Source organism: Enterobacter cloacae complex sp. 394F7, from assembly GCF_057320385.1.
Window position 1 is genome coordinate 216,302 of sequence record NZ_JBXWCS010000002.1, and the last position, 21,488, is coordinate 237,789.

At 57.0% G+C, this 21,488-nt stretch carries 18 protein-coding genes; 1 reads left to right on the plus strand and 17 read right to left on the minus strand.

The genetic code is table 11. The features are described from left to right. Position 1: 1 nt before the first annotated feature. The 15 genes from AC2FAK_RS03500 to AC2FAK_RS03570 all read right to left on the minus strand — a co-directional run bounded on the left by AC2FAK_RS03500 (position 2) and on the right by AC2FAK_RS03570 (position 16,507). The gene (locus AC2FAK_RS03500; RefSeq protein ID WP_063427322.1) at positions 2–988 is read right to left on the minus strand and encodes a hypothetical protein; all 987 of its coding nucleotides are present in this window, start codon (positions 986–988) and stop codon (positions 2–4) included. A gap of 16 nt (positions 989–1,004) precedes the next feature. Further along, positions 1,005–1,802 carry a PP2C family protein-serine/threonine phosphatase gene (locus AC2FAK_RS03505; protein ID WP_013096185.1) on the minus strand — a complete coding sequence of 266 codons (798 nt, stop codon included), beginning with the start codon at positions 1,800–1,802 and terminating at the stop codon, positions 1,005–1,007. Next, positions 1,799–3,568: a type VI secretion system-associated FHA domain protein TagH gene (tagH, locus tag AC2FAK_RS03510; protein WP_095454535.1), complete on the minus strand. Its 1,770-nt coding sequence runs from the start codon at positions 3,566–3,568 to the stop codon at positions 1,799–1,801. The genes AC2FAK_RS03505 and tagH overlap by 4 nt, the downstream gene beginning before the upstream one ends. Positions 3,569–3,655: 87 nt before the next feature. Further along, the gene (locus AC2FAK_RS03515; RefSeq protein ID WP_013096183.1) at positions 3,656–4,009 is read right to left on the minus strand and encodes a T6SS amidase immunity protein Tai4 family protein; all 354 of its coding nucleotides are present in this window, start codon (positions 4,007–4,009) and stop codon (positions 3,656–3,658) included. Continuing rightward, positions 4,006–4,497, minus strand: a complete 492-nt coding sequence (locus tag AC2FAK_RS03520; protein ID WP_013096182.1) for a type VI secretion system amidase effector protein Tae4 — start codon at positions 4,495–4,497, stop codon at positions 4,006–4,008. The genes AC2FAK_RS03515 and AC2FAK_RS03520 overlap by 4 nt, the downstream gene beginning before the upstream one ends. A gap of 58 nt (positions 4,498–4,555) precedes the next feature. Continuing rightward, on the minus strand, positions 4,556–5,038 hold the full coding sequence (locus AC2FAK_RS03525; RefSeq protein ID WP_008502640.1) for an Hcp family type VI secretion system effector: 483 nt from the start codon (positions 5,036–5,038) through the stop codon (positions 4,556–4,558). A 335-nt stretch (positions 5,039–5,373) separates the two neighbouring features. Further along, complete coding sequence (tssC, locus tag AC2FAK_RS03530) at positions 5,374–6,873, minus strand: type VI secretion system contractile sheath large subunit (protein WP_013096181.1); 1,500 nt, start codon at positions 6,871–6,873, stop codon at positions 5,374–5,376. A gap of 3 nt (positions 6,874–6,876) precedes the next feature. Then, on the minus strand, positions 6,877–7,401 hold the full coding sequence (tssB, locus tag AC2FAK_RS03535) for a type VI secretion system contractile sheath small subunit (protein ID WP_008502644.1): 525 nt from the start codon (positions 7,399–7,401) through the stop codon (positions 6,877–6,879). 75 nt (positions 7,402–7,476) lie between these two features. Further along, entirely contained in the window at positions 7,477–8,493 is a 1,017-nt protein-coding gene (gene tssA, locus AC2FAK_RS03540) for a type VI secretion system protein TssA (protein ID WP_013096180.1), read from the minus strand. A gap of 11 nt (positions 8,494–8,504) precedes the next feature. Then, positions 8,505–9,221 (minus strand): type VI secretion system-associated protein TagF, encoded by a 717-nt coding sequence (gene tagF, locus AC2FAK_RS03545; RefSeq protein ID WP_013096179.1) that lies wholly within the window; start codon positions 9,219–9,221, stop codon positions 8,505–8,507. A gap of 16 nt (positions 9,222–9,237) precedes the next feature. Continuing rightward, a complete protein-coding gene (gene tssM, locus AC2FAK_RS03550; protein WP_095454536.1) occupies positions 9,238–12,858 on the minus strand; it encodes a type VI secretion system membrane subunit TssM in 3,621 nt (1,206 codons plus the stop codon). Positions 12,859–12,860: 2 nt separating this feature from the next. Beyond that, positions 12,861–14,099: a DotU family type VI secretion system protein gene (locus AC2FAK_RS03555; protein ID WP_013096177.1), complete on the minus strand. Its 1,239-nt coding sequence runs from the start codon at positions 14,097–14,099 to the stop codon at positions 12,861–12,863. Positions 14,100–14,116: 17 nt separating this feature from the next. Beyond that, positions 14,117–15,460 carry a type VI secretion system baseplate subunit TssK gene (tssK, locus tag AC2FAK_RS03560; protein ID WP_095454537.1) on the minus strand — a complete coding sequence of 448 codons (1,344 nt, stop codon included), beginning with the start codon at positions 15,458–15,460 and terminating at the stop codon, positions 14,117–14,119. Positions 15,461–15,485: 25 nt separating this feature from the next. Continuing rightward, positions 15,486–15,989 carry a type VI secretion system lipoprotein TssJ gene (gene tssJ / locus AC2FAK_RS03565; protein WP_013096175.1) on the minus strand — a complete coding sequence of 168 codons (504 nt, stop codon included), beginning with the start codon at positions 15,987–15,989 and terminating at the stop codon, positions 15,486–15,488. Positions 15,990–16,012: 23 nt separating this feature from the next. After that, positions 16,013–16,507 carry a hypothetical protein gene (locus tag AC2FAK_RS03570; protein ID WP_013096174.1) on the minus strand — a complete coding sequence of 165 codons (495 nt, stop codon included), beginning with the start codon at positions 16,505–16,507 and terminating at the stop codon, positions 16,013–16,015. Positions 16,508–17,368: 861 nt separating this feature from the next. On the opposite strand from AC2FAK_RS03570, the gene AC2FAK_RS03575 reads away from it, so the two are divergent. Then, complete coding sequence (locus AC2FAK_RS03575) at positions 17,369–19,657, plus strand: FdhF/YdeP family oxidoreductase (RefSeq protein WP_095454538.1); 2,289 nt, start codon at positions 17,369–17,371, stop codon at positions 19,655–19,657. On the opposite strand, the gene AC2FAK_RS03580 is transcribed toward AC2FAK_RS03575, so the two are convergent. Further along, the gene (locus tag AC2FAK_RS03580; protein WP_095454539.1) at positions 19,623–20,414 is read right to left on the minus strand and encodes a phosphate/phosphite/phosphonate ABC transporter substrate-binding protein; all 792 of its coding nucleotides are present in this window, start codon (positions 20,412–20,414) and stop codon (positions 19,623–19,625) included. The two genes, AC2FAK_RS03575 and AC2FAK_RS03580, sit on opposite strands and share 35 nt — an antisense overlap. After that, on the minus strand, positions 20,407–21,378 hold the full coding sequence (locus AC2FAK_RS03585) for a fatty acid desaturase (RefSeq protein WP_095454540.1): 972 nt from the start codon (positions 21,376–21,378) through the stop codon (positions 20,407–20,409). The genes AC2FAK_RS03580 and AC2FAK_RS03585 overlap by 8 nt, the downstream gene beginning before the upstream one ends. Positions 21,379–21,488 lie beyond the last annotated feature (110 nt).

Here is a 21,488-nt window from a genome sequence, read left to right on the forward strand (position 1 = left end):
CTTAGTTTGCCGCGCGCCAGGCGCCCACTGCCGGGTCACGCAGCTGAGGACGCAGGGTATCAATCAGGACAATATTCAGCGTGGTGCCAGGGGTAACCCAGGCGCTCCAGACCTTCTTCACTGCAGCAATACGCGCCTGCAGTTTTGCATCGTCGCTGGCGGTTTCACGCGAGATCTCCACGGCCACCGTGCCGTTGCTTTTCCAGCCGTTCAGGGCGCTGTCGTAAGGCAGGATCATCCAGCTCTGGTCGCTGTTCGGGGTGCTGAAGACCATACGCTCTTTGTTGACGGAGGTGATCAGGGCATGTTCCGGGTCGACGCTTTGATTCAGCCCCATCACCGGGAAGCCGTGAATGTAGGTCACCGCTATCTCTTTTTGACCGCCGCTGCGGGTCTGCGAGATAACCGTGTGGCCGCTCAGCCAGCTGCCGTTGCCGCAGCGGGTCGTGTCGGAATCCGGGATAAACAGCGCCGGCGCGGAAGATCCCCCTTCCCAGAAGGTGCGCAGATGGCAGCCGTCCTGGAGAGTAAACTCCTGCCACGGTGTGCGGTCAGCGGCCACCGTGTTGGTTTCAGCGTTCTGGTCAGGGGGCAGTAACGCGCCGCTGGTCTGGGTCGCAACGGGTGCCGTTTGCTGCTGTTTCACCACCAGCTTCCACTCCTGAGCTTTGTCTGCCGTTCCCTGCGCAAGCGTAGTCCCTGCCGGATCGTTAAGGGCCCAGCTCAGCTTATTCACTTTGCTGCACTGGTGTTCCAGCAGCGAGCCGAGACGCGGAACAAAGTTTTCCAGCACTGAAACGTCTTTATTGCCGTTCGCCACAATGCGCAGCGCAATCTCTGATTTACACCAGCTCTGCGGGGTGTTGTCTTTGATGTTGTCGATCCAGATATCCAGCTTCTGCGCAGGAGACTGCACGATGCGGAAATTTTCAGCCTGGGCGGTGGAGGCCACCGCCAGAAGTGCCAAACCCGATAGCCAAAGTTTCATATCGTTCCTTGTGTGTCTAGTCAGTTCCGCAGGGAAGAAATTGTGCTGCGTCAGAGAGCGTATGCAGCAAAGTGGTGTCCTGAGGGTTGCCCATCCATACCGCCAGCGCCGTATAGTTATCCTGAGCATTCCCCTCCTGTTCAGCATTCTTTTGAATGATTTGGTTCATTAAGGTCAGCCACTCCTGTGGGGTGTTGACCATATGCAGCGACTGTTTCATCTGCTCTTCGCTGACGCCGTGCCAGAAACCGTCGGTGCAGAGTAAAAAGGCATCGCCGTCTTCAACCTGCACCACGTCGCTGTAACTCGCTTCCGGGCCACCGTTTTCAATACCCAGCGCCAGATACAACAGGTTGCTGTTGAGGTTATCGGTCTGGTGACCGGCATCTTTCATCTGCTGAACCAGGCTGTGGTCGGTGGTGACATGCCACAGCCAGCCGCGACGAAACAGGTACAGACGGCTGTCCCCGGCGTGTGCCCAGTAGGCCAGACGGTAATCCCGGTCGATAAACAGGCTGACCAGCGTGGTACCCATCCGGCGATAGTCCTGCACCGCCTGCTGTTCGCTGAGAATGGTGCGATTCGCGGTTTGCACATAGTCACGAATATGCTGCGCGTTAAGGTGTTTGTCGCCATCAAAACGGGAGATGATGCTGTTGCGGGCCAGTTCAGCGGCCACCTCACCGCCCGGCAGACCAGCGATGCCGTCACAGACGACAAAGCAGGCTGAACGTTCCCCTATGGTTTCTCCCGTCTGGTCCTGATTGCTGGCGCGCGTTCCCTGGCGGGAGAGAGAAGCCGTTGCGATATTCATTTTTCTTCCGATCCGCTCTGTGAGTCTTTGTACTGATTGACCTCCATGTCATAAGCATGAAGGAACGCTTCGCCAAACAGGGTGTGGAAGTCATCCTCAATCTCACCGGCCGTCTCGCCATAGCTGCGAACAAAGTAGTCCCACAGCGCGGCTTTGCGGCTGCCCGGCAGCGCCAGACGAGAGGTCATGCCGTTCTGCTTCGCCTGCTCTTCCAGTTGCTCCGGGTTAAAGGACTGCAGCATCGCGGCGATGATGGCGCGGATACCGGAGATCATCCCCAGCTGATGCGCCTGCAGATCGATTAGCGCGTCACGCACTGATTTGGTGGGTGGCATAAAGCCCGGCATCGGCGTACCGAACATCTGAATCAGGACCGTTTTCCCGGTCGGCAGCAGCTTGAACGGGTTGTTGGCATCGTCCAGCACCATGGTCATATCGGCTTTTACGCCGCGCTTGAGGATAGAGCGCGAAGAGAGCAACGCCACGGTGCCCTGCGAGAACATGCCGAGGATCTGGCCCAGCTGACGCATATTTTCACGGTCAAACTGCGGCACCGGCTGCATTTCGCTCAGGCCCATCCCCTCCAGCAGCGCCTCCAGCAGCTCGCCCTGCAGCACCTCGCCTTTCTCACCGTTTTGCGCCGTAGCGCTTGGCGCTGCCGCGTTTTTGACCGGGTCGATACGCAGACGTCCCTTCGGCGTCTGTGCGCTGCTGCGTGCGACGGCCTGCGGCGTAGGCATGGTAAAGCCTGCGTAATCGGTACGTACCGGCTCTTCCTCTTCCGCACGCGGTGGATCCTGTGGATCAGGGGCAAACAGCGGAGAATCCGCCAGCGGATCGTCCTGCGGTACGGCCTCTGGCTCTGGCGCGGGTGCAGATGGCTCAGGCACGATCTCATCCGGATGGGTTAACGGCGCCCCGCCCATCAGCCCGAGCGGATCATCGTTACGCGCGGCTGGCGCGCTGGCCGAACCACCAAACAGGGCCAGCGGGTCGAGTTCATCCGTCGCCTCTTCTGCAGGCGCAGGTTTGCTCTCTACCGGCGGCACCAGCGTTGAAGGGGTGACATCGTCAAAAATGCTCTCTTTTTTGAACAATGCTTCATCGCTGAACAGCGTGTCGGGATCGACATTCTTACGCTCAAGCTTCGGCTCGCTGTCGTTGAACATTGCCAGCGGGTCTTCAGCGTTACGCTCGGGTGCCGCGGGTTGCGAGAAGGGATCGTGGGACGCCGCAGGCTGCGGTTTCGCGCGGTTGCTGGAGATGCTGTCAGAGATAGAGAACTCCTGCATCAGGCTATCCCAGATTTCCGACGGCACGGCCGTTGGTTCCGCCTTGCCGCGCGGTGCGGCACTGGCTGGCTTCGGCTGCGGAACAGGTGTCGACGCCACTGTCGGGCGAGCCTGCTGCTGCATACTGGCGGCCATGCGGCTCACCGGCTGCGTGTCGTGGATAAGTTCCGTCACTTCGATGCGGTAGTCATCAATACCGAGAATATCCCCGTCCTGCAGCTCTACCTGACGCCCCCGCTCCAGCGGGATGTCGTTCAAAACCACGCGGGTGACGCTGCCACGGTTGGTCACGCGGCATTCGCCCTGGGCGTCAACGTGAACAATAGCCTGCAGGCGCGAGATGGTGCGGTCATTGTCCGGCAGTACCAGATTGTTATCCGTACCGCGCCCAATAGTGCCCCCGGGGGCATAAAAATCACAACTGCTCTGCGGCGGCTGATGACCGGGTTTCGTAGAAATAATCGTGAATCGCATGGCGTATTCCTGCTGGTATGATTAGCGCTCAAACGCTGCCGCTCTCAGGGATGAGAACGGCGGCGTTTGGGGCCGATTTCATCTTTACTACTTTGAGGATTTGAGTGGCCGAATAGCGTCACTATTAGCGATCAAGGTGCACTTCAATATCTGATAATGACCTGGCTCGGTACCACCTACCTTCTGTTTCAGTAAAGAAACAATCACCTCATCAGCTTTTTCAAAATTCTCAGCAGGCAGATTGCTTGCTTCCAGCCATGCCGCGGCGCTGGCATCAGCATCTTCTTTCAGGCTTTTACTGTCCGCAATCTTACCGATGCATCGATTCTGCACCCAGTTTTCGAAGATTTGTTGTTGAGAAAAAGTACTGATATCAGGCAACGTCTGGGCATTTGCGGCGGAGGCAACGAAGGCTAAGACAAAGAGCAATGGCTTTTTCATTTCAGGCTCCAGAAGGTTGCGTTAGTAGGGATAAATGAACCATTACCCGGTGAGCCAAGGAAATGACAATCATCCGAACAAATATTTCCGTTCCAGAGTGTTACATGCCCGGTTGCATCAAGCCAGCCATGCCCGGTAAAAATAATAATACCTTGCTTGCCCGCAAATTGTGCTGGGGTTGGAGAAGAAACAGATATGTCAGCTTTTCCCAATACCGTGGGTAAAAAAGCAATCATATCTTTAACACGGAACATATATCGCTTCTTGTCGCTCCCGGTCACAGTTGCATATTTACTATTAGAAGGAACTGGAATGCCACAATAATTTAAAACATAGCTCATACGAATGGGGCAGGCATTTTTAAAAATACCAGCATCTATATTATGCTGAACTTTCCCCCCTAATAATTTGCCAACCTGTTCTACGTTGACGTTCACTTCTTTAAATCGGTTCCAGGCGGCACCAAAAGCAGGACGCATATGAGACATCTTGTTTCTCCTTGAAAAGAAGCTCAGGGAAAAGTGGGCCCTTTCGGACCCACTACTATTATGCTTCTTTGTTTTCTTTGATGTTCCAGCCAGCGCTGCTTTCAGCACCTTTACCACCAGAGGTGGTCTGCTCCCAGTACTGCTGTTTCACTTTCGCAGCCTGGAATGCATAGGTCACACCAACGGTATCGCCGTTGTCTGCACCGGTGTACTGAACAGACGTTACCAGAACGTCTTCCAGGGTAATGCGAGAGTATTCCACCTGCTGGCCACCGGCTTTACAGACGGACAGCTCAACTTTGGTCAGGTGTTTACCGCTGGCGCAGTGTTTCAGGATTGCTGTGGTGGATTTGTCGATCAGAGCGTTAACGTGCAGATCGTTAAAGTTAACTTTACCGGCACCGCCGCCACCGCCAACGCTCATATTACCTGGCTGGGAAGCGCCCCAGGAGAAGGAGGTAATATCAGTCCAGCCGGTGTGGTTAGAATCTTTAGATTCGCCCGTAACACCCTCGACCTTCAGAAACATATCAATAGCCATAATATCTACTCTTCGTGGATGAACAATATTGCTTTCGAAAAAGCACTTATATGGCAAACAGGAAAGCATGGGGCTGAATAAAACCGTCCATATTTTACCTCTGCCTCACATCAAATGACCCGTGTCATTTGACAGTCTTACATTCCCTCCCGAATAAAAGGAAAGAATGAGAAGTCTTTTACTACCGAACGTTATTCCGGACCCTCTCAGGACCAATCTTTCTTGCCGGGTGGCGCTTTGCTTACCCGGCCTACATGGTGCAGCGATATCAATATATTTCACGTTGCATTGTAGGCCCGTGCAAGCGTAGCGCCGCCGGGCGAAACTCACAAAAATTACGCGTCTTTCGTCTTCAGCGACGGCAGTTTAGATACCAGACGCAGAGAAACGGTCAGACCTTCCAGCTGGTAGTGCGGACGCAGGAAGAACTTCGCGGCGTAGTAGCCCGGGTTGTCTTCAATCTCCTGCACCTGGACTTCTGCAGCGGCCAGTGGCTTGCGGGACTTGGTTTCCTGAGAGGAGTTGGCCGGGTCACCGTCCACGTAGTTCATGACCCAGTCGTTCAGCCAGCGTTCCATCTCTTCGCGCTCGCGGAAGGAGCCGATTTTGTCACGCACGATGCACTTCAGGTAATGCGCAAAGCGGCAGCAGGCGAACAGGTACGGCAGACGGGAGGCCAGACGCGCGTTGGCGGTGGCATCCGGGTCGTGGTACTCGGCCGGTTTTTGCAGCGACTGCGCGCCAATGAAGGCAGCAAAGTCGGAGTTTTTGCGGTGAACCAGCGGCATAAAGCCGTTTTTCGCCAGCTCGGCTTCGCGACGGTCGCTGATAGCGATCTCGGTCGGACATTTCATGTCCACGCCGCCGTCGTCGCTCGGGAAGGTATGGCACGGCAGGTTTTCAACCGCCCCGCCGGACTCCACGCCGCGAATTGAGGTGCACCAGCCGTACTCTTTGAAAGAGCGGTTGATGTTGGCCGCCATCGCGTAAGCGGCATTCGCCCAGGCGTAGCTGTTGTGGTTCGCGCCGTCGGTCTGCTCTTCAAAGTCAAAGCTGTCGACCGGGTTAGTACGAATGCCATAAGGCAGGCGCGACAGGAAGCGCGGCATCACCAGGCCCAGATAGCGGGCATCTTCCGATTCACGCAGTGAACGCCAGGCGGCGTATTCGGTGTTCTGGAAGATTTTGGTCAGATCGCGTGGGTTAGCCAGCTCCTGCCAGGACTCCATCTGCATCACGCCCGGTGCAGTACCGGTGATGAACGGACAGTGAGCCGCAGAGCCGATACGCGCCATTTCACCCAGCAGTTCAACGTCCTGCGGGCTGTGGTCAAAGTAGTAGTCGCCGACGATGCAGCCAAACGGCTCACCACCAAACTGACCGTACTCCTGCTCATAGATTTTCTTGAAGATCGGGCTCTGATCCCAGCCCACACCCTTGTAGCGTTTCAGGGTACGACCCAGCTCCTGCTTGGAGATGCTCATAAAGCGGATCTTCAGCATCTCGTCGGTTTCAGTGTTGTTCACCAGATAGCTCAGACCGCGCCAGGCGCTCTCCAGCTTCTGAAACTCTTCGTGGTGAATGATCTGATTCACCTGCTGAGAGAGCTGTTCGTCGATACCCGCAATCAGGTTCTGGATGGTGCGATAGGTGTCGTTGGAGAAGGTAACGGTGTTTTCCAGCGCCTGCTGCGCCAGAGTTTTTACCGCGCTCTCGACGGCGGAACGCGCCTGGTCAGTTTTAGGACGGAACTCTTTGTTCAGCAGTGCGCTGAACTCGTCCTGACTGAACGCCTGACCTGCCTGCTGCTCGTGTTGTTGAGTCTGGTTGCTCATCGATTACTCCTCGCTACCTTTCGCACTTTCGTCATTTTTCGGCAACTGGCTCAGGGATTTGAGCAGCGTCGGATCCTGCAGAATTTTAGCGATCAGCTCTTCCGCGCCGTTTTTACCGTCCATGTAGGTCAGCAGATTGGAAAGCTGAGTACGCGCTTCCAGCAGCTTGTTCAGCGGTTCAACCTTGCGGGCCACCGCATCCGGCAGGAAGTCGTCCATGCTGTCGAAGGTCAGATCGACGTTGAGCTTGCCTTCGCCGGTCAGGGTGTTATCCACCTGGAACGCCACGCGTGGCTTAAGCGCCTTCATGCGTTCGTCAAAGTTATCGATGTCGATTTCGAGGAATTTACGCTCATCGACGGCCGGCAGATTTTCCACCGGTTTGCCGACCAGATCGGCCATAACGCCCATCACGAACGGCAGCTGAATTTTACGTTCTGCACCGTAGATCTCTACGTCATACTCGATCTGCACGCGGGGGGCACGGTTACGTGCGATAAATTTCTGCCCACTGTTACTCATTGCCATGATGTTCTCCATCAAAGATGCGCGGTGAAGGTGAAACGACAAGCTCCGTGCCTGTCGTCATAATGCCTGGACGCGTTATTCGCGGCGTCCAAAGATGTTTTCCAGTTGGTTAACGCCGTCTGGCGCCAGGTCGCGAATAATGTCCATAAAGTTAAGTTCTGACAGCCGCTGCACCCGTTCAATCATCAGCGGTGCAGGGTGGCTCGGTTCGTACTGCGCAAAATACTGTTTCGCTTTCTCCAGCATCAGCTGGGCGTCGGCGCGACTGGTAACCTGCACGCTGCGCCAGTCGGTGACCTGCTGCACGGGTTGTGTTGCCACCGTCTGCGGCTCAGCGTGGTGTTCGGCCTGTGCATCCCGATTGGGCAGCAGCTTGCTGATGTCAGTCACCTGACAGGCGCTGGCGACCAGCCCCACGGTTTTCAGCAACTGCTCCATTTCTGGTACGCCGCTTTCACCAAGGTAACCGCTAAGCAGATCGCGAATGGCCAGCAGCCTTTCGTTAATCAGGATGACGGCCTCTGTACCTGGCTGGTCGCCGCGCGCCAGTTCGTCAATCAGCCTTGGGCGGCCGCCGGGATAATCCGGGCATTCGGTTTTGCTGCCATCCAGCAATGCCTGCGCGTCACGCAGCGAAATTTCATCGCCGTTTGAGCGCAGCAGCGAGGCGTTTCGCAGCGCGACGGTCAGGTCAGATTTATCGCTCAGCGCGGCAAGGGCGTTAATGCGATAGAACGGGTCCGTTTCGCCATACTCCTCCAGCAGTGGATAAAGCGGCTCCCAGTAGCGGGTGATCGCCTCCTGCACCAGCAGCAGGCCGTCCGCGTAGCCCGGCAGCCCACGACGTCGGGTCCAGGCATGGGTTAACGCCAGCATGACGCGAAGATCTTTGGTGCGCCCCAGCAGGCTGGTGGCGAGCTTTTCTACCGTATTCCAGTCAGCGGGTTCGGCGGGAATGATCGTGTCGCCGAACTGCTGTTCCGCTTTACCCTGGCTTGCCTGTCCCATAGCCTGAAAATCGGCGTCGTACTCAAGGTTGTCGCCGCAGGGTTTTTCGGGGCTTATCGGCGCGAGAAATTCTTCGATATTCATGTGATCCCTGCTTATTCAAACATAGGCGGATAAAGACCGTGACGGCCTGGTCGGGCGCCGCCAGCCGGATCGAACAGCAGCGTAAAGAGCTGCCCGGTGAAGTTTCCGCTGTGGACGTGGGTGTAGAGCGGGTAGCCGTCGCAGCGGTTGGTCCACCAGTAGCTGGTCTGACGAAGCGGGTCAAAACACTCCGCCGCCTGAGGCCAGCCCAGCGTGCTCTGGCCGTCTTCGTCATAACCAATCACATCGAGGATGTCGGAACGCTTTTGCGGCTCGACGGGCTGCGGCGCCGGAATGGACATCAGCATCTCATCCAGCTGCGAGGCGGAAAAACTATTGCGCACCGCATGCAGCCCGAGACGGCCAATCTGCTGATACCAGCTTTCAGCCTGGCTGAGCAGGTTGGTCGACCACTCTGACGGGGCGAAACTGAGCTGAATGCAGATCGGGTACTGTCGGCCCACGCTGTCGCGGCCCGGCAGCAGGCAACCCATCTGAATCATCTGGCTCCCCAGCATCGGCGGGACAACAAAGTTCCACACCGGCGCCTTGTTAAACTGGCGTTCGCCGCTGCGCTGCTCTTCCTGTTGCCAGGCCAGCAGGCCGACCTGAAACCAGTGCGACCACTGACGCTGAAGGGTGTCAGGAAAGCGACGCTGCAAAAAATCTCCGGCGCTGGGTAATTTGCCATACCAGCTGTAGCGGTTCATCGCAGGGGTATTCGTCATACGGCTGTCCTTGCGGTTATGGGCATGTGAAACGAGGAAGCTGGAACGGATTGCGAATGCTGTTCGGCGCAAACTCCAGCGTGACCTGATGGCCATCGACGTTGAACGTGGCCTGACGGCTCAGACTACCTGCCCCAGGGCTGGTGCGCGCTTTATCGAAGAAGCGGTTCAGGGCCCAGGCGCCGTTGGTTACCAGCGTCGCGGTGCTGCCGTTGGCCAGCCCCAGCTGCATACGCACCTGGTTGGTGCCGCCCGGCCCTGGCCAGTTCATGATCTGCACCGCCTGTGGACCGTGGCTGTAACGCAGCAGTTGGCCGTCAACGTCCAGCGTCAGGTTAAGAATGGTGTTATCCATCCTCACGGTACGCACCGTCACCTTGAAAGAGGGGGTCGTCGCACCGTTAGCAAAGAAGGCATCGCGAATGGACTGGGCCTGCTGGAACGGTCGCAGCAGTCCTTCACTTCCCGGCAGCGTTTTCCCGTCGATCCCCGGCATAAAGCGCCAGTTCGCCTGAGTGGTATCCACTTTGTTGGTCAGGTTGTCGCGAAAGAAGGTGTCCATCAGCCCGGTACCCGGCGCAAACATGCGTGCCAGATCGTCCGGCGTCACCTCGGTGCTGGCGCTGCGCACCAGCGGGTAGCGACCGGCAATTGCCTGACGGCAGAAACCACCCACTTCGACGTTAATGCGCTTACGGACGTTTTCCAGATCGCGACGCTGGGTATCACTGCTGGCCCCCACCGCCATGTTGCTGAACATGGTTTGCAGCCCGCCCGGCAGACGCCCGGCGCTGGCCTGCAGACGGCTGATTGCTTCACCACCCGGGGCTGGCATGCCGCTGTTGGCAGCGTCCTGCACCGCGGTCAGGTAACGATACAGCTCATCCACCTGTTTGAGGAAATCATCAAAGACGATGGTCTTGCCGCCCTTCTCCAGCGGCTGAGCCAGCTCGATCATCGGCGCGTAGTGTTCGGTCACCAGCTGTTCAGGTGCCTGCGTCACTACAGCCCCCTGCGTCGGGGCATTGTCGTTATTGCTGAACAGCGCTTCGAGGGTACGGGTGGCGCGGTTACTCTGGTCTTGCGCTTTCCCCGCGTCCTCCGGCGCTGGCGCGTTGCGCGACAGCGTCAGCACCTGGCTCAGGTTCTGCACCAGACGGCGCAGTGGCGAGTTTGCGCCGGAGAGCAGGCGCGCCGTGTTGATGCGCTGCGAGAGATCGGCGCTGTTGTTAAGCTGAATGTCGGCGAGGAAACGATCCCAGTTTGCGATAAAGTCGCGCATGTAGAGCTGACGCACGGCGTTATCGATCTGCTGCTTGTCTTCCCCGGAGGTGGTCGCGCCCAGCACCCAGGCATCATCTTCGTGCAGCGCCGTGGTCACGCTGTCAATCTGGCTGTTAAAGCTCTTCCAGTAGCCGTCCGGGGTGTAGAGCCCCGGCACGCCTTCGCTCACCGGTTTGCCGCTTTTGCGTGAGAACACCAGTTCGCTCTGCGGGCCCCCCAGGTCGGACAGGGAGACCGGCTTCAGGTTGTCGTCATGCTCCAGCAGACGCTTCAGACGCCCATACACGCGGGTGGAGAGCGGCTGCTGGTTGATGAGCGCCCTCTCGCGAGCCACCAGCGCTTCGTCCTGGGCATACGGCGAAGCCTGAATTTTTGGCTCCAGCAGCTGCGTCAGGTGCCACTCCAGCTGTTGCAGCTGCGCCTGCGTCACGTTCTGCGGCAGATTACGCTGCAAATTGAGCATCACCCAGGAATGCAGGAATTTGCCGTCGTAGTGTTTCGGCTGATACAGCATCTGGTAGGCTTTCAGCGCCTCGTAGCTGTATTCCACGTCGCTGCCGTTGTCGTTGCGCAGCCAGGTGGTGATATGCATCGCCACGGCGGGCAGCAGCATCTGATCCAGCGCTTTCTGATACAGCGACTGAGAAGCATCGCTGACGTCATCCCCGCGATAGAGTCCCATACGGCGGGAGACTGGCGGGTCGTTGACATCGAAGGCCTCGCTTTTCGGCAGATCGACCAGGCTGTTCAGCAGCGGCAGGAGCGCGAACAGATCGCGCTGAGGCTGATTCTGTAACGCTTTACTCTGCTGCTCCAGCTGCGGGACTTTAGCGTCCACCTCTTCCAGATAGGCCTTATTTTTGGCATAGCTGGTCAGCCACAATCCGCCGAGGATCACCAGCAGCGCCAGCAGCGCCGCGTATCCGGACCAGATCACCGCGCGGTTGCGCAGTTCCCACCAGCGGTTTTCACCGGCAATACCGGCTTCCTGGAAAATGACGTTTTGCAGCAGGTTTTTAATGAAGAAGCTCTGCCCTTTTGCACCAGGGATAGGCGCCTCTTTACTGACCGAATCCCACTTCTCTGCCTCTGCCCCTTCCGGCAGTGACAGGGCGCGGTTCAGTTCACCCATGACGCGGTCGAACGGCATGCCTTCCTGGGTGCCGCTGGCGAAGTATATTCCGCGTGGGGAGAACTCGGTCTCAAAGTTAGAGCGGGCAAAGACCGTGCTCAGGTAGTCTGCCAGCAGCGGGCGCAGCGCCGCGAACTCCTGCGGGAAGAGATACGCTTCGGCACGGGTTTTGGCGTCATGCTCTTTCAGCATGGTCTCCGGCAGCCCGGCGTCCAGACGCTGCTGCAACAGCGAGAACTCCTGGTGGAAGTTCCCCATCAAGTCGAAATCGGCGTGTTTGGTCTGTTCCCACGGCAGCGTGAAGCCCCAAATCTGGTCGCGCTGCGCTTTGTCGTAGTCAGCAAACCAGGCGCGGAAGCCTTTAAGCAGGTCCGCCTTGGTCACCATCACGTAAACCGGGAAGCGGATACCCAGCTGTTCATGCAGCTCAGACAGCCGCTGGCGCAGGTTGACCGCCTGCTGGCGCGCGGCTTCCGGGGAGAGCGTCAGCAGATCGGAAATGCTGATGGTGATAATGACGCCGTTAATTGGCTGGCGACGGCGATACTTACGCAGCAGGCCGATAAATTCCAGCCACTCCCCGGCATCCTGAACCTGCTCGCTCTCCTGAGTGGTGTAGCGCCCAGCGGTGTCCAGCAGGACGGCTTCATTAGTGAACCACCAGTCGCAGTTGCGGGTGCCGCCAATGCCGCGCAGAGCGGTTTTACCGAAGCGATCCGCCAGCGGGAATTGCAGGCCGGAATTGACCAGCGCCGTGGTTTTACCGGCGCCCGGTGCGCCGATAATGACGTACCACGGCAGCTGGTAAAGATATTGCGTACTGAAGCGCTGCGTCCACTGGGCACCGTGTCCCGCTTTGCTGAAGTGGGCTTTTTTCAGCATTTGCGCCGCTTCATCAAAACGTCCGGCGAGGATCTGCTCCTCGCTGTTCAGCCGCTTCTGGGGATCGGCCGCGTCCGGTTTGGCGGTGTTTTCATTGAGCTTGTCCATCAGCTTGCGATTCAGCCAGGCGTTGTAGAGCCGCGGCAGAATATGCCCCTGCGCCCAGAGCAGATAAACCACCGCAATACTGATGATGCGGTTTTGTTCAGATTCGAGCGGGCGGGTATCCACGATGGATAACAGCGGACCAATCATCCAGATCACCGCCGACAGCGCGGTAACGCCCAGGAAGCTCCACAGAATGCGATTGGTCAGTATGGAAAGAAGAGTCGTCAGCATCCTTAGTTTCCTTGCGGCAATCCGTTCAGCTCAGCCTGCGTATTTTCAGGCGACACCAGCAGAGTTATTTCCACACGGCGGTTACGGGCGCGGTTTTCAGGCGTATTGTTTGGCGCCACAGGATTGATCTCTCCCCGCCCTTCCGCTTTCACGCGGTCAGGCTGCGAGAGGCTTCCCTGCAACATTTTTTGCACGGACCGGGCGCGATCCAAAGAGAGTTCATAGTTGGAGGCGAAGCGCGCGCTGCGAATTGGCACGTTATCGCTGTAGCCCACCACCAGAATTTTGCCGCTGACGTTGTTCATCGCCTGGGCAATCCGGTTGATAACCGGCTCATAGCGGTCACGCACCACGGTAGAGGCTGAAGCGAACAGCCCGTCTCCTTTCAGGATCACCACGCTGCGATCCGCTTCATCCTTCACCGCCACCAGACCGGCGTCGATTTCCGGCTTCAGGAAGCCACGCAGGTTGAGCACAGCAGGCAGTTGACGCGCAGGTTGCTGAATGGTGGTTTCAGGCAACTGAGACTGGTAAATCTTCGCCAGTACCGGGTTGGTGTTGTCGCCAAGACGCCAGTTGAGAATGATGTAGAACAGGCAGGCGATAAACCCGGCCAGCGCGACACAAGCCCACAGCGGGACCATCGGCCGCCACAGCTTGCGCAGCACGGGACGATCTTCCGGGTGTGGAGAGAGCGGTGCCGGATAGCTGCCGCGCACGCCACGGATCATCTGCCACAGCCGCTGCTTGATGGTTTCCAGCTGGGTGCGGCCATTATCCAGAACCCGATAGCGCCCTTCGAAACCGAGCAGCAGGCAGTAGTTGATCATCTCCAGCAGGAGGATATGTTCACGGGGGTTCTGCGACAGACGCGCCAGCAGCTGGAAGAACTTTTCGCCGCCCCAGGTTTCGTTATGAAACGTGACCAGCAGACCATTGCTTGACCAGACACCGCTGCTGCCCCAGGGGGTCAGCGCCGCGGCTTCATCCAGCGCCGTGCAGAGGCAATAGCGCGCCCCGACGATCACCTCATACGCCAGCCCTGCCTGCTGGCAGCGGACTTCAAAACGGCGAATCTCGTCGATCAGACGCTGGCGCAGTGCCACCTGATCGTCATGAGACACCGAATGACGGATTTGCGGAATCGCGTTGAGCAGCGGATTGGCGGCCGCCACCAGCTGATTGTTGCTACTGGCTCCGGTAAACGCGGCATCACTGCCGGTATCCTGTCGTTCCTGCATATTAAGCGCTCGCTTTATTATTCAGTCGGGCTACGGATGGCCCAAAACTCCATATCAAGACCCGGGAACTCCCCTGCGAGATGCAGGGCGAATGCACCGGACTTATCCATCTCGTGCCACAGCTCGCTGCCCTTCTCCAGCTCAAAGTAGCTGTAGCCCGCATGCCATGGGATTTGCGGCGGCGCAACCGGCATGGCGCGCAGCATGATGCCCGGCAGCTGTAACTGAACCAGATCGCGGATTTTCGACACCGGCGCGACTTTCATCTGGGCAGGGAAATGGGTTTGCAGGTGTTCGCCCGGCACGTTGGCTTTGACCGCCAGGACGAAGCCGAACTCGCGCACCATGCTGGTCTCCGGCACCGTGGCGATGTTCAGGCCATGAGAGCGCTCGTTCAGCGGCAGCTGAATGGCCTGCTCTTCCATCACCAGCGACAGCCCCTGACGCAGCATCAGCATCAACTTGCTGAAGCATCCCGCAAGGTCGTCGTGATCGTAAATCGGCAGCACGCTTTCGGCGGTGCGTTGCGAGGTCCAGGTGGCAAGCTCCGTGGCAAACGGCAGCCAGCTGCGCCAGAGCGTTTCCGGGTGCAGCAGCGGGAGCGTTTTTAAATGGGAGACTTCGCCCAGATGACGGTTAACCAGCGACAGCAGCGTAAATTCGATCAGCTCTGAGGTGTTAAAGCGGCCAGGCTGGCGCAAACGCCCCCCAATCTGCTGGCTGCGCTGCACCAGCAAGCCGTGGAGATCGTTGACCATGCTGTAAAGTTGCGGGCTGTTGCAGGCGTTCAGCATCGGCGGAATGTAGCTGCTATCCAGACGCACATGGTTGTCGTTGCGCTTTTCCGCGACAAACGCGATGCCAATCGCCGTCCATTCGGCCGTCAGATCTTTTTCCAGCATCAGGGTCAGACGTAAACGGCCAAACTGCACCGTGGCATCCCCCACCGACATGGCGTTATCATCTTCCACCTCCTGCTCGAAGGCGATGAAACGCGCCAGTGATGCGGGCTCTTCGCTGAAAATAACCTCTTCACGCTCTCCCCTACGTACCGGCAGCGCGAGCACCACCTTTTCGTTGGTGAGATTGTCAGGAATTTTCAGCGGGGCCGGGCCATTGCGCCCATTGCGAACCTGGAAAAACGTACCGTCGGGTAGCACACCGCTGGCATAGCTCAGGGCAATGCAGCCCTGGCGAAGCATCGCTTCGTCCAGTTCAACATCGAGGAAGCCCCAAAGATACGATCGCTGTAGCGCACCCCATTCCCGAACGTGGTTGAGCAGATAACTTTCTGTCCGTTGAAAATGGTGTGGACGCAGGAACATGCCTTCGGTCCAGACGACCTTCTCTGCTTTGGTCATGATAGGTTTCCTGTTTTTAAGCGCGTTACTGGCTGATGACCCGGATGCCATTTATGTCGAGAAAGACATTGGCCTGGAGTTCATCGGATGACCATTTCCAGAACTGGTAGAGATGGTTTTCGCCCGGAACAGGCAGTGGGAGTGAGACACGCCATTTCTTTCCATCCAGCATCTGATATTCGGCCATAACACCGATATAGCGCGCCTCGGGTGAGCTTTGTCCGCTAAGGGTTTTCGAAAGCTGGCCCGGCATCAGGAAGAAAACATCGCTGTTCAGCAGATTCGCGCCAAGCGTGGCTGACGCGTTGTTCTGCAGGGAATAGAAGTCACTGGACATGAAATCCGCATCGGACTTCAACAGCAGCACTCTGACTTTAAGCGGCGCAGAATCATTGATTTGTGGATGAGCCTGAAACTGCAGATTGTAGCGGGAGGGGTCGCTGTGTGAAGACGACGAACAACCACTGACCAGGGCGAATATCACCGCGTAAAAGACGAACCACAGCTTATGAAAATTTTTATTATTCATAAAAATACGCTCAGAAAAGCCGTTTAGTTCAGGATCCAGGTACCGTTAGCGCTGTCTTTGCAGGCTTTGCTGTTACCATCGACATCGACACAGGTCGCTTTTTTACGCGCCTTAGGACGAATAGCCTGTTTACGCACGGTGGCTTCGTACTGATCGGCTTTGATTACCGCACGCATTGGAACGTAACCAATCAGCTGGTCTTGTCCTTCATCGGCAAGCGCCATCCAGTAGTGTTCAACCTGCCCCAGCACCACGTAGGTTTTACCGGTGACAAGCGTACTGACCACTTTCCCACCGAAATCAGGGCGGCTCATCAGGGAGGCCGGATACATGGCACGGTATGGCTCGTTAACCTGTGTGAACTCAGCAGGAGGCGTGATGGCATGCCGGTGGGTTAAGGTGACGCCGTTGACCTGGCTGGTCACGATCGTATCGTCGGTGATCACAGGTTTCTGCGGCGCTTTACAGCCCGCCACCGCCATTACAAACAGAAGTGAAAACAATACGCGCATTTTCATATGCTTTTCCGTAGCGATATTTCGATGATGAGATAAAGGGGATGAAGTTTGACTTAAGTGCTATCGTTAAAATAGCCAGGATATTTTCGGGGCGTTACTATTATTCGGGCATAGCTACCGCACGAGCCCTTCAGAATAAGGCCCAGCGTCTTCCTGACATATTTTGACAAACGGTAAACAAGTTTACATGAGCTTGTCACCAATTCAATATTTCCTTCCTCACAACTGCTGCTTAATGAAGCACCCGACTCATTATAGGATTAATCTGAGAAAAAAAGCTTACTTTGCTGAATTTGTCTTATTATTACGCGCCCCTCTAACACAAACCATTGATTCAAAAATGAAAAAATCAAAAGAGAACCATTGTCATTAACGCAATACTGCTATTATCGCCACTACCATAATTAGTAGAATGGGGATTTTTTCGGGGGGAGTATGAATATATCTTCCATGAATTATTTGTTGCATTGATAGCGTATCTTTAATAGCGATGACTTTTCCGCCCTGAATTAAGACAATTCATAGACGATGAAAAAAATTAATTTTACGGCGCAAAATAACCTGGTGCCTTTAATCCCTTAGAGGCACGATTTACACCACCCGCAGTGAATTAACAGTTAAGCAGTACTACATCTTTATTCCCCGGCGCATTGTTCACTTTATCGCCTTCAGCATCGTCGGGTAAATATATTGCAGGTTCCCCTGCCCGCCTTTCGTTTGAAATTTTACTGTCACTAACATTGTCGCATTCACGCCACCCTTGTCAGGACACATTATCGACATGATAAAAATTTGTTATGATTTCTTTAATTTTTCTCAGCCGCATCATGCACGACCGGCGGTCTAACAGGGTAATCTGGAATGAATAACAAACGACGTGCCGTTCCCGGCATCAGACCTTACGACGGCCCTGCAGGCGGCTGGGGAGCATTAAAAGCGACGGCAATTGCCGTGCGAACACAGATGGATGCCCTGGATGCTCCCGCCACGCTGTTGCGCACCAACCAGCCTGACGGCTTCGACTGCCCGGGCTGCGCGTGGCCAGACAAAGAGCATAAATCCACATTTCAGTTCTGCGAGAACGGGGCAAAAGCGGTCACCTGGGAAGCCACCAGCAAACGGGTGACTCCTGAGTTCCTCGCTCATAACACCGTTACGTCGTTACTGGCAAAATCTGACTTTGAGCTGGAAGGATACGGGCGCCTGACCCATCCCCTGCGCTATGACCGGGCAAGTGACACCTTCCGCCCCGTTGAGTGGGAGGATGCCTTCGAACGCATCGGCGAGGTTCTGCGCGGGCTTGAACCAGACCAGGTGGAGTTTTATACCTCCGGTCGCGCCTCCAACGAAGCGGCCTGGCTGTTCCAGCTTTTTGCCCGTGAGTACGGAACCAATAATTTTCCCGACTGCTCCAACATGTGTCACGAAGCCACCAGCGTCGGTTTACCGCGCTCTATTGGTATCGGGAAAGGCACCGTCTCGCTGGACGATTTTGACAAGACGGAGCTGGTGATCTCCATCGGGCATAATCCCGGCACCAACCATCCGCGTATGATGGGCACCCTGCATGAACTGGCTCGCCGCGGCGTGCCGATCATCGTCCTGAACCCGCTGCGCGAGCGCGCGCTGGAACGGTTTGCCGATCCGCAGAGCGTCATTGAGATGGCGACCTACGGATCCACCGACATCGCCTCAACCTACTTCCAGGTTAAAGCCGGTGGCGATGCCGCCGCGCTAAAAGGCATCGCCAAACACCTGCTGCAGATGGAAGCCGGGCGTGGCAACGTGCTCGACCACGCGTTTATCACCGAACACACACAGGGCTTTGAAGACTTTGCGGCAGACATTGCGCAAACGAACTGGGACGCCATTGAGCGCGAGTCCGGGCTGAGCCAGGCGGCGCTGAAACAGGTTGCCGATGCCTACGCGAAATCGAATGCCACCATCATTACCTACGGCATGGGCATTACGCAGCATAATAAAGGAACTTCCAACGTCCGCCTGATCGCCGATGTGCTGCTGCTGCGCGGCAATATAGGCAAGCCCGGTGCGGGGATCTGTCCGCTGCGCGGCCACTCTAACGTTCAGGGAAACCGTACCGTCGGGATAAGCGAGAAACCAACCCCGGCATTTCTGAACCGTCTTAAGGAGGTGTTTGGCTTTGAGCCGCCCTCTCACCATGGCCATGACGCAGTGCAGGCAACCCAGGCCATGATTGACGGTCGTGCCAGAGCGCTTATCTGCCTCGGCGGCAACTTTGCGGTGGCGATGCCCGATCACGAAAACGGCTTCCCGGCGATGAGTAAGCTGGATCTGAGCGTGCACGTTGGCACCAAGCTGAACCGTACGCACCTGCTGGTGGGTAAAGAGACCTTCATTTTACCCTGCCTTGGCCGCACGGAACTGGATATGCAGGCCAGCGGACGTCAGTCCATTACCGTTGAAGATTCCATGTCGATGGTTCATGCCTCCTTAGGCAAGCTGAAACCCGCCTCTCCCCTGCTTCGCGCTGAACCGGCTATTGTGGCCGGCATGGCGAAGGCAACCCTGAAGACAACCCGCGTGGACTGGATGCACCTGGTTGCGGATTACGATCGCATTCGCGATCTGATTGAGCAGACCATTCCGGGCTTTGAGGACTATAACGCGCGGATCCGGGTACCCGGTGGATTCCGTATGCCGCTGCCACCCACGAAACGTATCTGGCCGACGGCGACGGGCAAAGCGATGTTCTCGGTATTTGAAGGGGTCAATGAAGATGCCAGCGGTGAAGGCGATAACGTCCTGCGTCTGATCACGCTGCGCAGTCACGACCAGTACAACACCACGATTTACGCTCTCGACGACCGCTACCGGGGCGTCTTTGGCCGTCGCGACGTGCTGTTTATGAATGAAGCGGATATGGCGCAGTCAGGACTGGAGCACGGCGACCGGGTGGATATCGAAACCGCCCTCCCGGGCAGCACTCAGCGTCTGGAGGATATCACTGTGGTGGCGTATGCCATCGCCCCGGGCTCGGTCGGGGCCTACTATCCTGAGGCCAACGTGCTGGTTCCGCTCGACTATCTGGATAAAGAGAGCGGCACGCCGTCGTATAAATCGGTGCCTGTCCGCCTCACCCTGCGCTCGAAAGAGATCCGTCCGCTGTAATCCCGGTTAACACAGACCAGGCCTCACGCGCCACGACGCTAAACCCGCCGATAAACAGCGCATCACACACGCCCCGGTATTCCGGGGCGCTCACCAGCGTGGTTAGCGCATCACGGATGGCATGAAGCGTTTCGGGTGCGGTGCCGGACGCGGTGATCAGCGGCAGTCCTGGCGTAAGGGGCGTCTGGTCAATCACAGTTAGCCCCGCCAGCAGGGTCGGTTCATGCCGCTGCAACAGCGCATACGTCACGCAGTCGATCGCCGCGATATCCCCTCCCCCACGTTTTACTTCGATCAGCGACTGGCGATGGCTGCCGCTAAAGATAACCTCTGAGAACCAGGTGTTTAACGCACGTGACGGCACGCGGTTGCGCAGCGCATTGTAGCCAGACTGGGAATCGGGCGCGTTACATACCACCCGCCGTCCGCGAAAATCAGCCAGCGTGCGGTGTTTATCCTCATCACGTACCACCAGAAAACTGCGGTAATTTATCCCTTCGCAGCCCGGTACCCGGTAGTGAAAACAGCCGACGACCTGTACCTCCGGCAGTTGTGTCATCAGCGGGTAGCCGCAGGTCTGGCTCAGGATAAGATTAGGCTGCTGCCAGTGTGCCAACAGGTCAGGCTCAGGCCTGCCGGGAATAAGCTCCTCCACCGGCAGACCACGCGCCACCAGTAGACGCTGGACGGCCCGCCACAGGGCAAGAGTATCTGTACTATCCACCGCATACATCGGAAACGCCAGCCGGTTACTCATCTCCTTCCTCCTGTTGACGCCAGGGATGTACGGTGACGTCCACCGACGTTTTCCAGAACCGTCGCATCCATTCGCCATACCCTCTGACCAGAAACCCGTGGTTACGCTCCCGGTACGCCTTCTTGTTTTGCAGGTAGATCGTCTTAAGCCCATACCAGGGCACGCCGGGTAAATCGTGATGTACTGAATGGTAGTTAAGATTTAAAAACAGCACGCGCCAGAACAAGCCTGCTTCGTTAATCACCGAACGCGCCAGCGGGTCGTCCGCCGCGCGATGTTCGAGAAAAGAGCGTACTTTTGTCAGCGCCAGCGCCGGGTAGCTTACCGCCAGTACAAACCAGAGCGGAGAGAAACCGTTGTGCATCATCCAGGTAAAAAGCAGCGCCAATAACGCTATATGCACAAGCCACATCACCATCGCCCGCAGTTGAAGATGGCGAAACGCCGCCACCGCGCTGCCCAGCGTCTGGAGAATATCCAGCAGCGGCGCCAGCAACAGTCGCCCGGTAAAGGTGTTTCGGGCGTGGATCACCCGCTTCTGCCAGGACGACAATCGCGCCCAGCTCGCCTGCGAAAAGTAGTATGACTCCGGGTCATCCACCGGAATGGTGAGATGGTCGTGACGATGGTGGGCCAGATGAGAATCCCGGTACAGGCCATACGGATACCAGACCGCCAGCGGCAGCGTGCCAAAGAGCTGGTTCAGCCACACGAAACGCGTGGGATGGCCGTGGATCAATTCATGCTGAAGGGACATATACCAGGCGGTAAACCCAATCAGCAACAGCGTGGCAGGCAGCAGACCGAGGGTGTGCCAGAACGCCAGCGTCGAGAACCAGCCGCCATAAATGGTGGCGATTAATATCCACGTGGGCAGTTCGGTTCGCCAGAGAAACCCCGAGGCGAGATGGTGAATTTGGTCGCGTTGCTGCGGATGTAAATAGAGGGAGCTTCGTTTACCCATTCCTTCAGAGCCGTTTCGCCAGAGATAATATGCTGACGATCCGGGATAACGCCTGAAATAACAAAGAACTTAAATCACTTTGCTTTGCCAGAAAGGTGTGTTGTGCCAGC

Bases quoted from the DNA above. Each gene is read 5' to 3' on its own strand.
- AC2FAK_RS03500 (WP_063427322.1), bottom strand. From the start codon at position 988: ATGAAACTTTGGCTATCGGGTTTGGCACTTCTGGCGGTGGCCTCCACC.
- AC2FAK_RS03505 (WP_013096185.1), bottom strand. From the start codon at position 1,802: ATGAATATCGCAACGGCTTCTCTCTCCCGCCAGGGAACGCGCGCCAGC.
- tagH (WP_095454535.1), bottom strand. From the start codon at position 3,568: ATGCGATTCACGATTATTTCTACGAAACCCGGTCATCAGCCGCCGCAG.
- AC2FAK_RS03515 (WP_013096183.1), bottom strand. From the start codon at position 4,009: ATGAAAAAGCCATTGCTCTTTGTCTTAGCCTTCGTTGCCTCCGCCGCA.
- AC2FAK_RS03520 (WP_013096182.1), bottom strand. From the start codon at position 4,497: ATGTCTCATATGCGTCCTGCTTTTGGTGCCGCCTGGAACCGATTTAAA.
- AC2FAK_RS03525 (WP_008502640.1), bottom strand. From the start codon at position 5,038: ATGGCTATTGATATGTTTCTGAAGGTCGAGGGTGTTACGGGCGAATCT.
- tssC (WP_013096181.1), bottom strand. From the start codon at position 6,873: ATGAGCAACCAGACTCAACAACACGAGCAGCAGGCAGGTCAGGCGTTC.
- tssB (WP_008502644.1), bottom strand. From the start codon at position 7,401: ATGGCAATGAGTAACAGTGGGCAGAAATTTATCGCACGTAACCGTGCC.
- tssA (WP_013096180.1), bottom strand. From the start codon at position 8,493: ATGAATATCGAAGAATTTCTCGCGCCGATAAGCCCCGAAAAACCCTGC.
- tagF (WP_013096179.1), bottom strand. From the start codon at position 9,221: ATGACGAATACCCCTGCGATGAACCGCTACAGCTGGTATGGCAAATTA.
- tssM (WP_095454536.1), bottom strand. From the start codon at position 12,858: ATGCTGACGACTCTTCTTTCCATACTGACCAATCGCATTCTGTGGAGC.
- AC2FAK_RS03555 (WP_013096177.1), bottom strand. From the start codon at position 14,099: ATGCAGGAACGACAGGATACCGGCAGTGATGCCGCGTTTACCGGAGCC.
- tssK (WP_095454537.1), bottom strand. From the start codon at position 15,460: ATGACCAAAGCAGAGAAGGTCGTCTGGACCGAAGGCATGTTCCTGCGT.
- tssJ (WP_013096175.1), bottom strand. From the start codon at position 15,989: ATGAATAATAAAAATTTTCATAAGCTGTGGTTCGTCTTTTACGCGGTG.
- AC2FAK_RS03570 (WP_013096174.1), bottom strand. From the start codon at position 16,507: ATGAAAATGCGCGTATTGTTTTCACTTCTGTTTGTAATGGCGGTGGCG.
- AC2FAK_RS03575 (WP_095454538.1), top strand. From the start codon at position 17,369: ATGAATAACAAACGACGTGCCGTTCCCGGCATCAGACCTTACGACGGC.
- AC2FAK_RS03580 (WP_095454539.1), bottom strand. From the start codon at position 20,414: ATGAGTAACCGGCTGGCGTTTCCGATGTATGCGGTGGATAGTACAGAT.
- AC2FAK_RS03585 (WP_095454540.1), bottom strand. From the start codon at position 21,378: ATGGGTAAACGAAGCTCCCTCTATTTACATCCGCAGCAACGCGACCAA.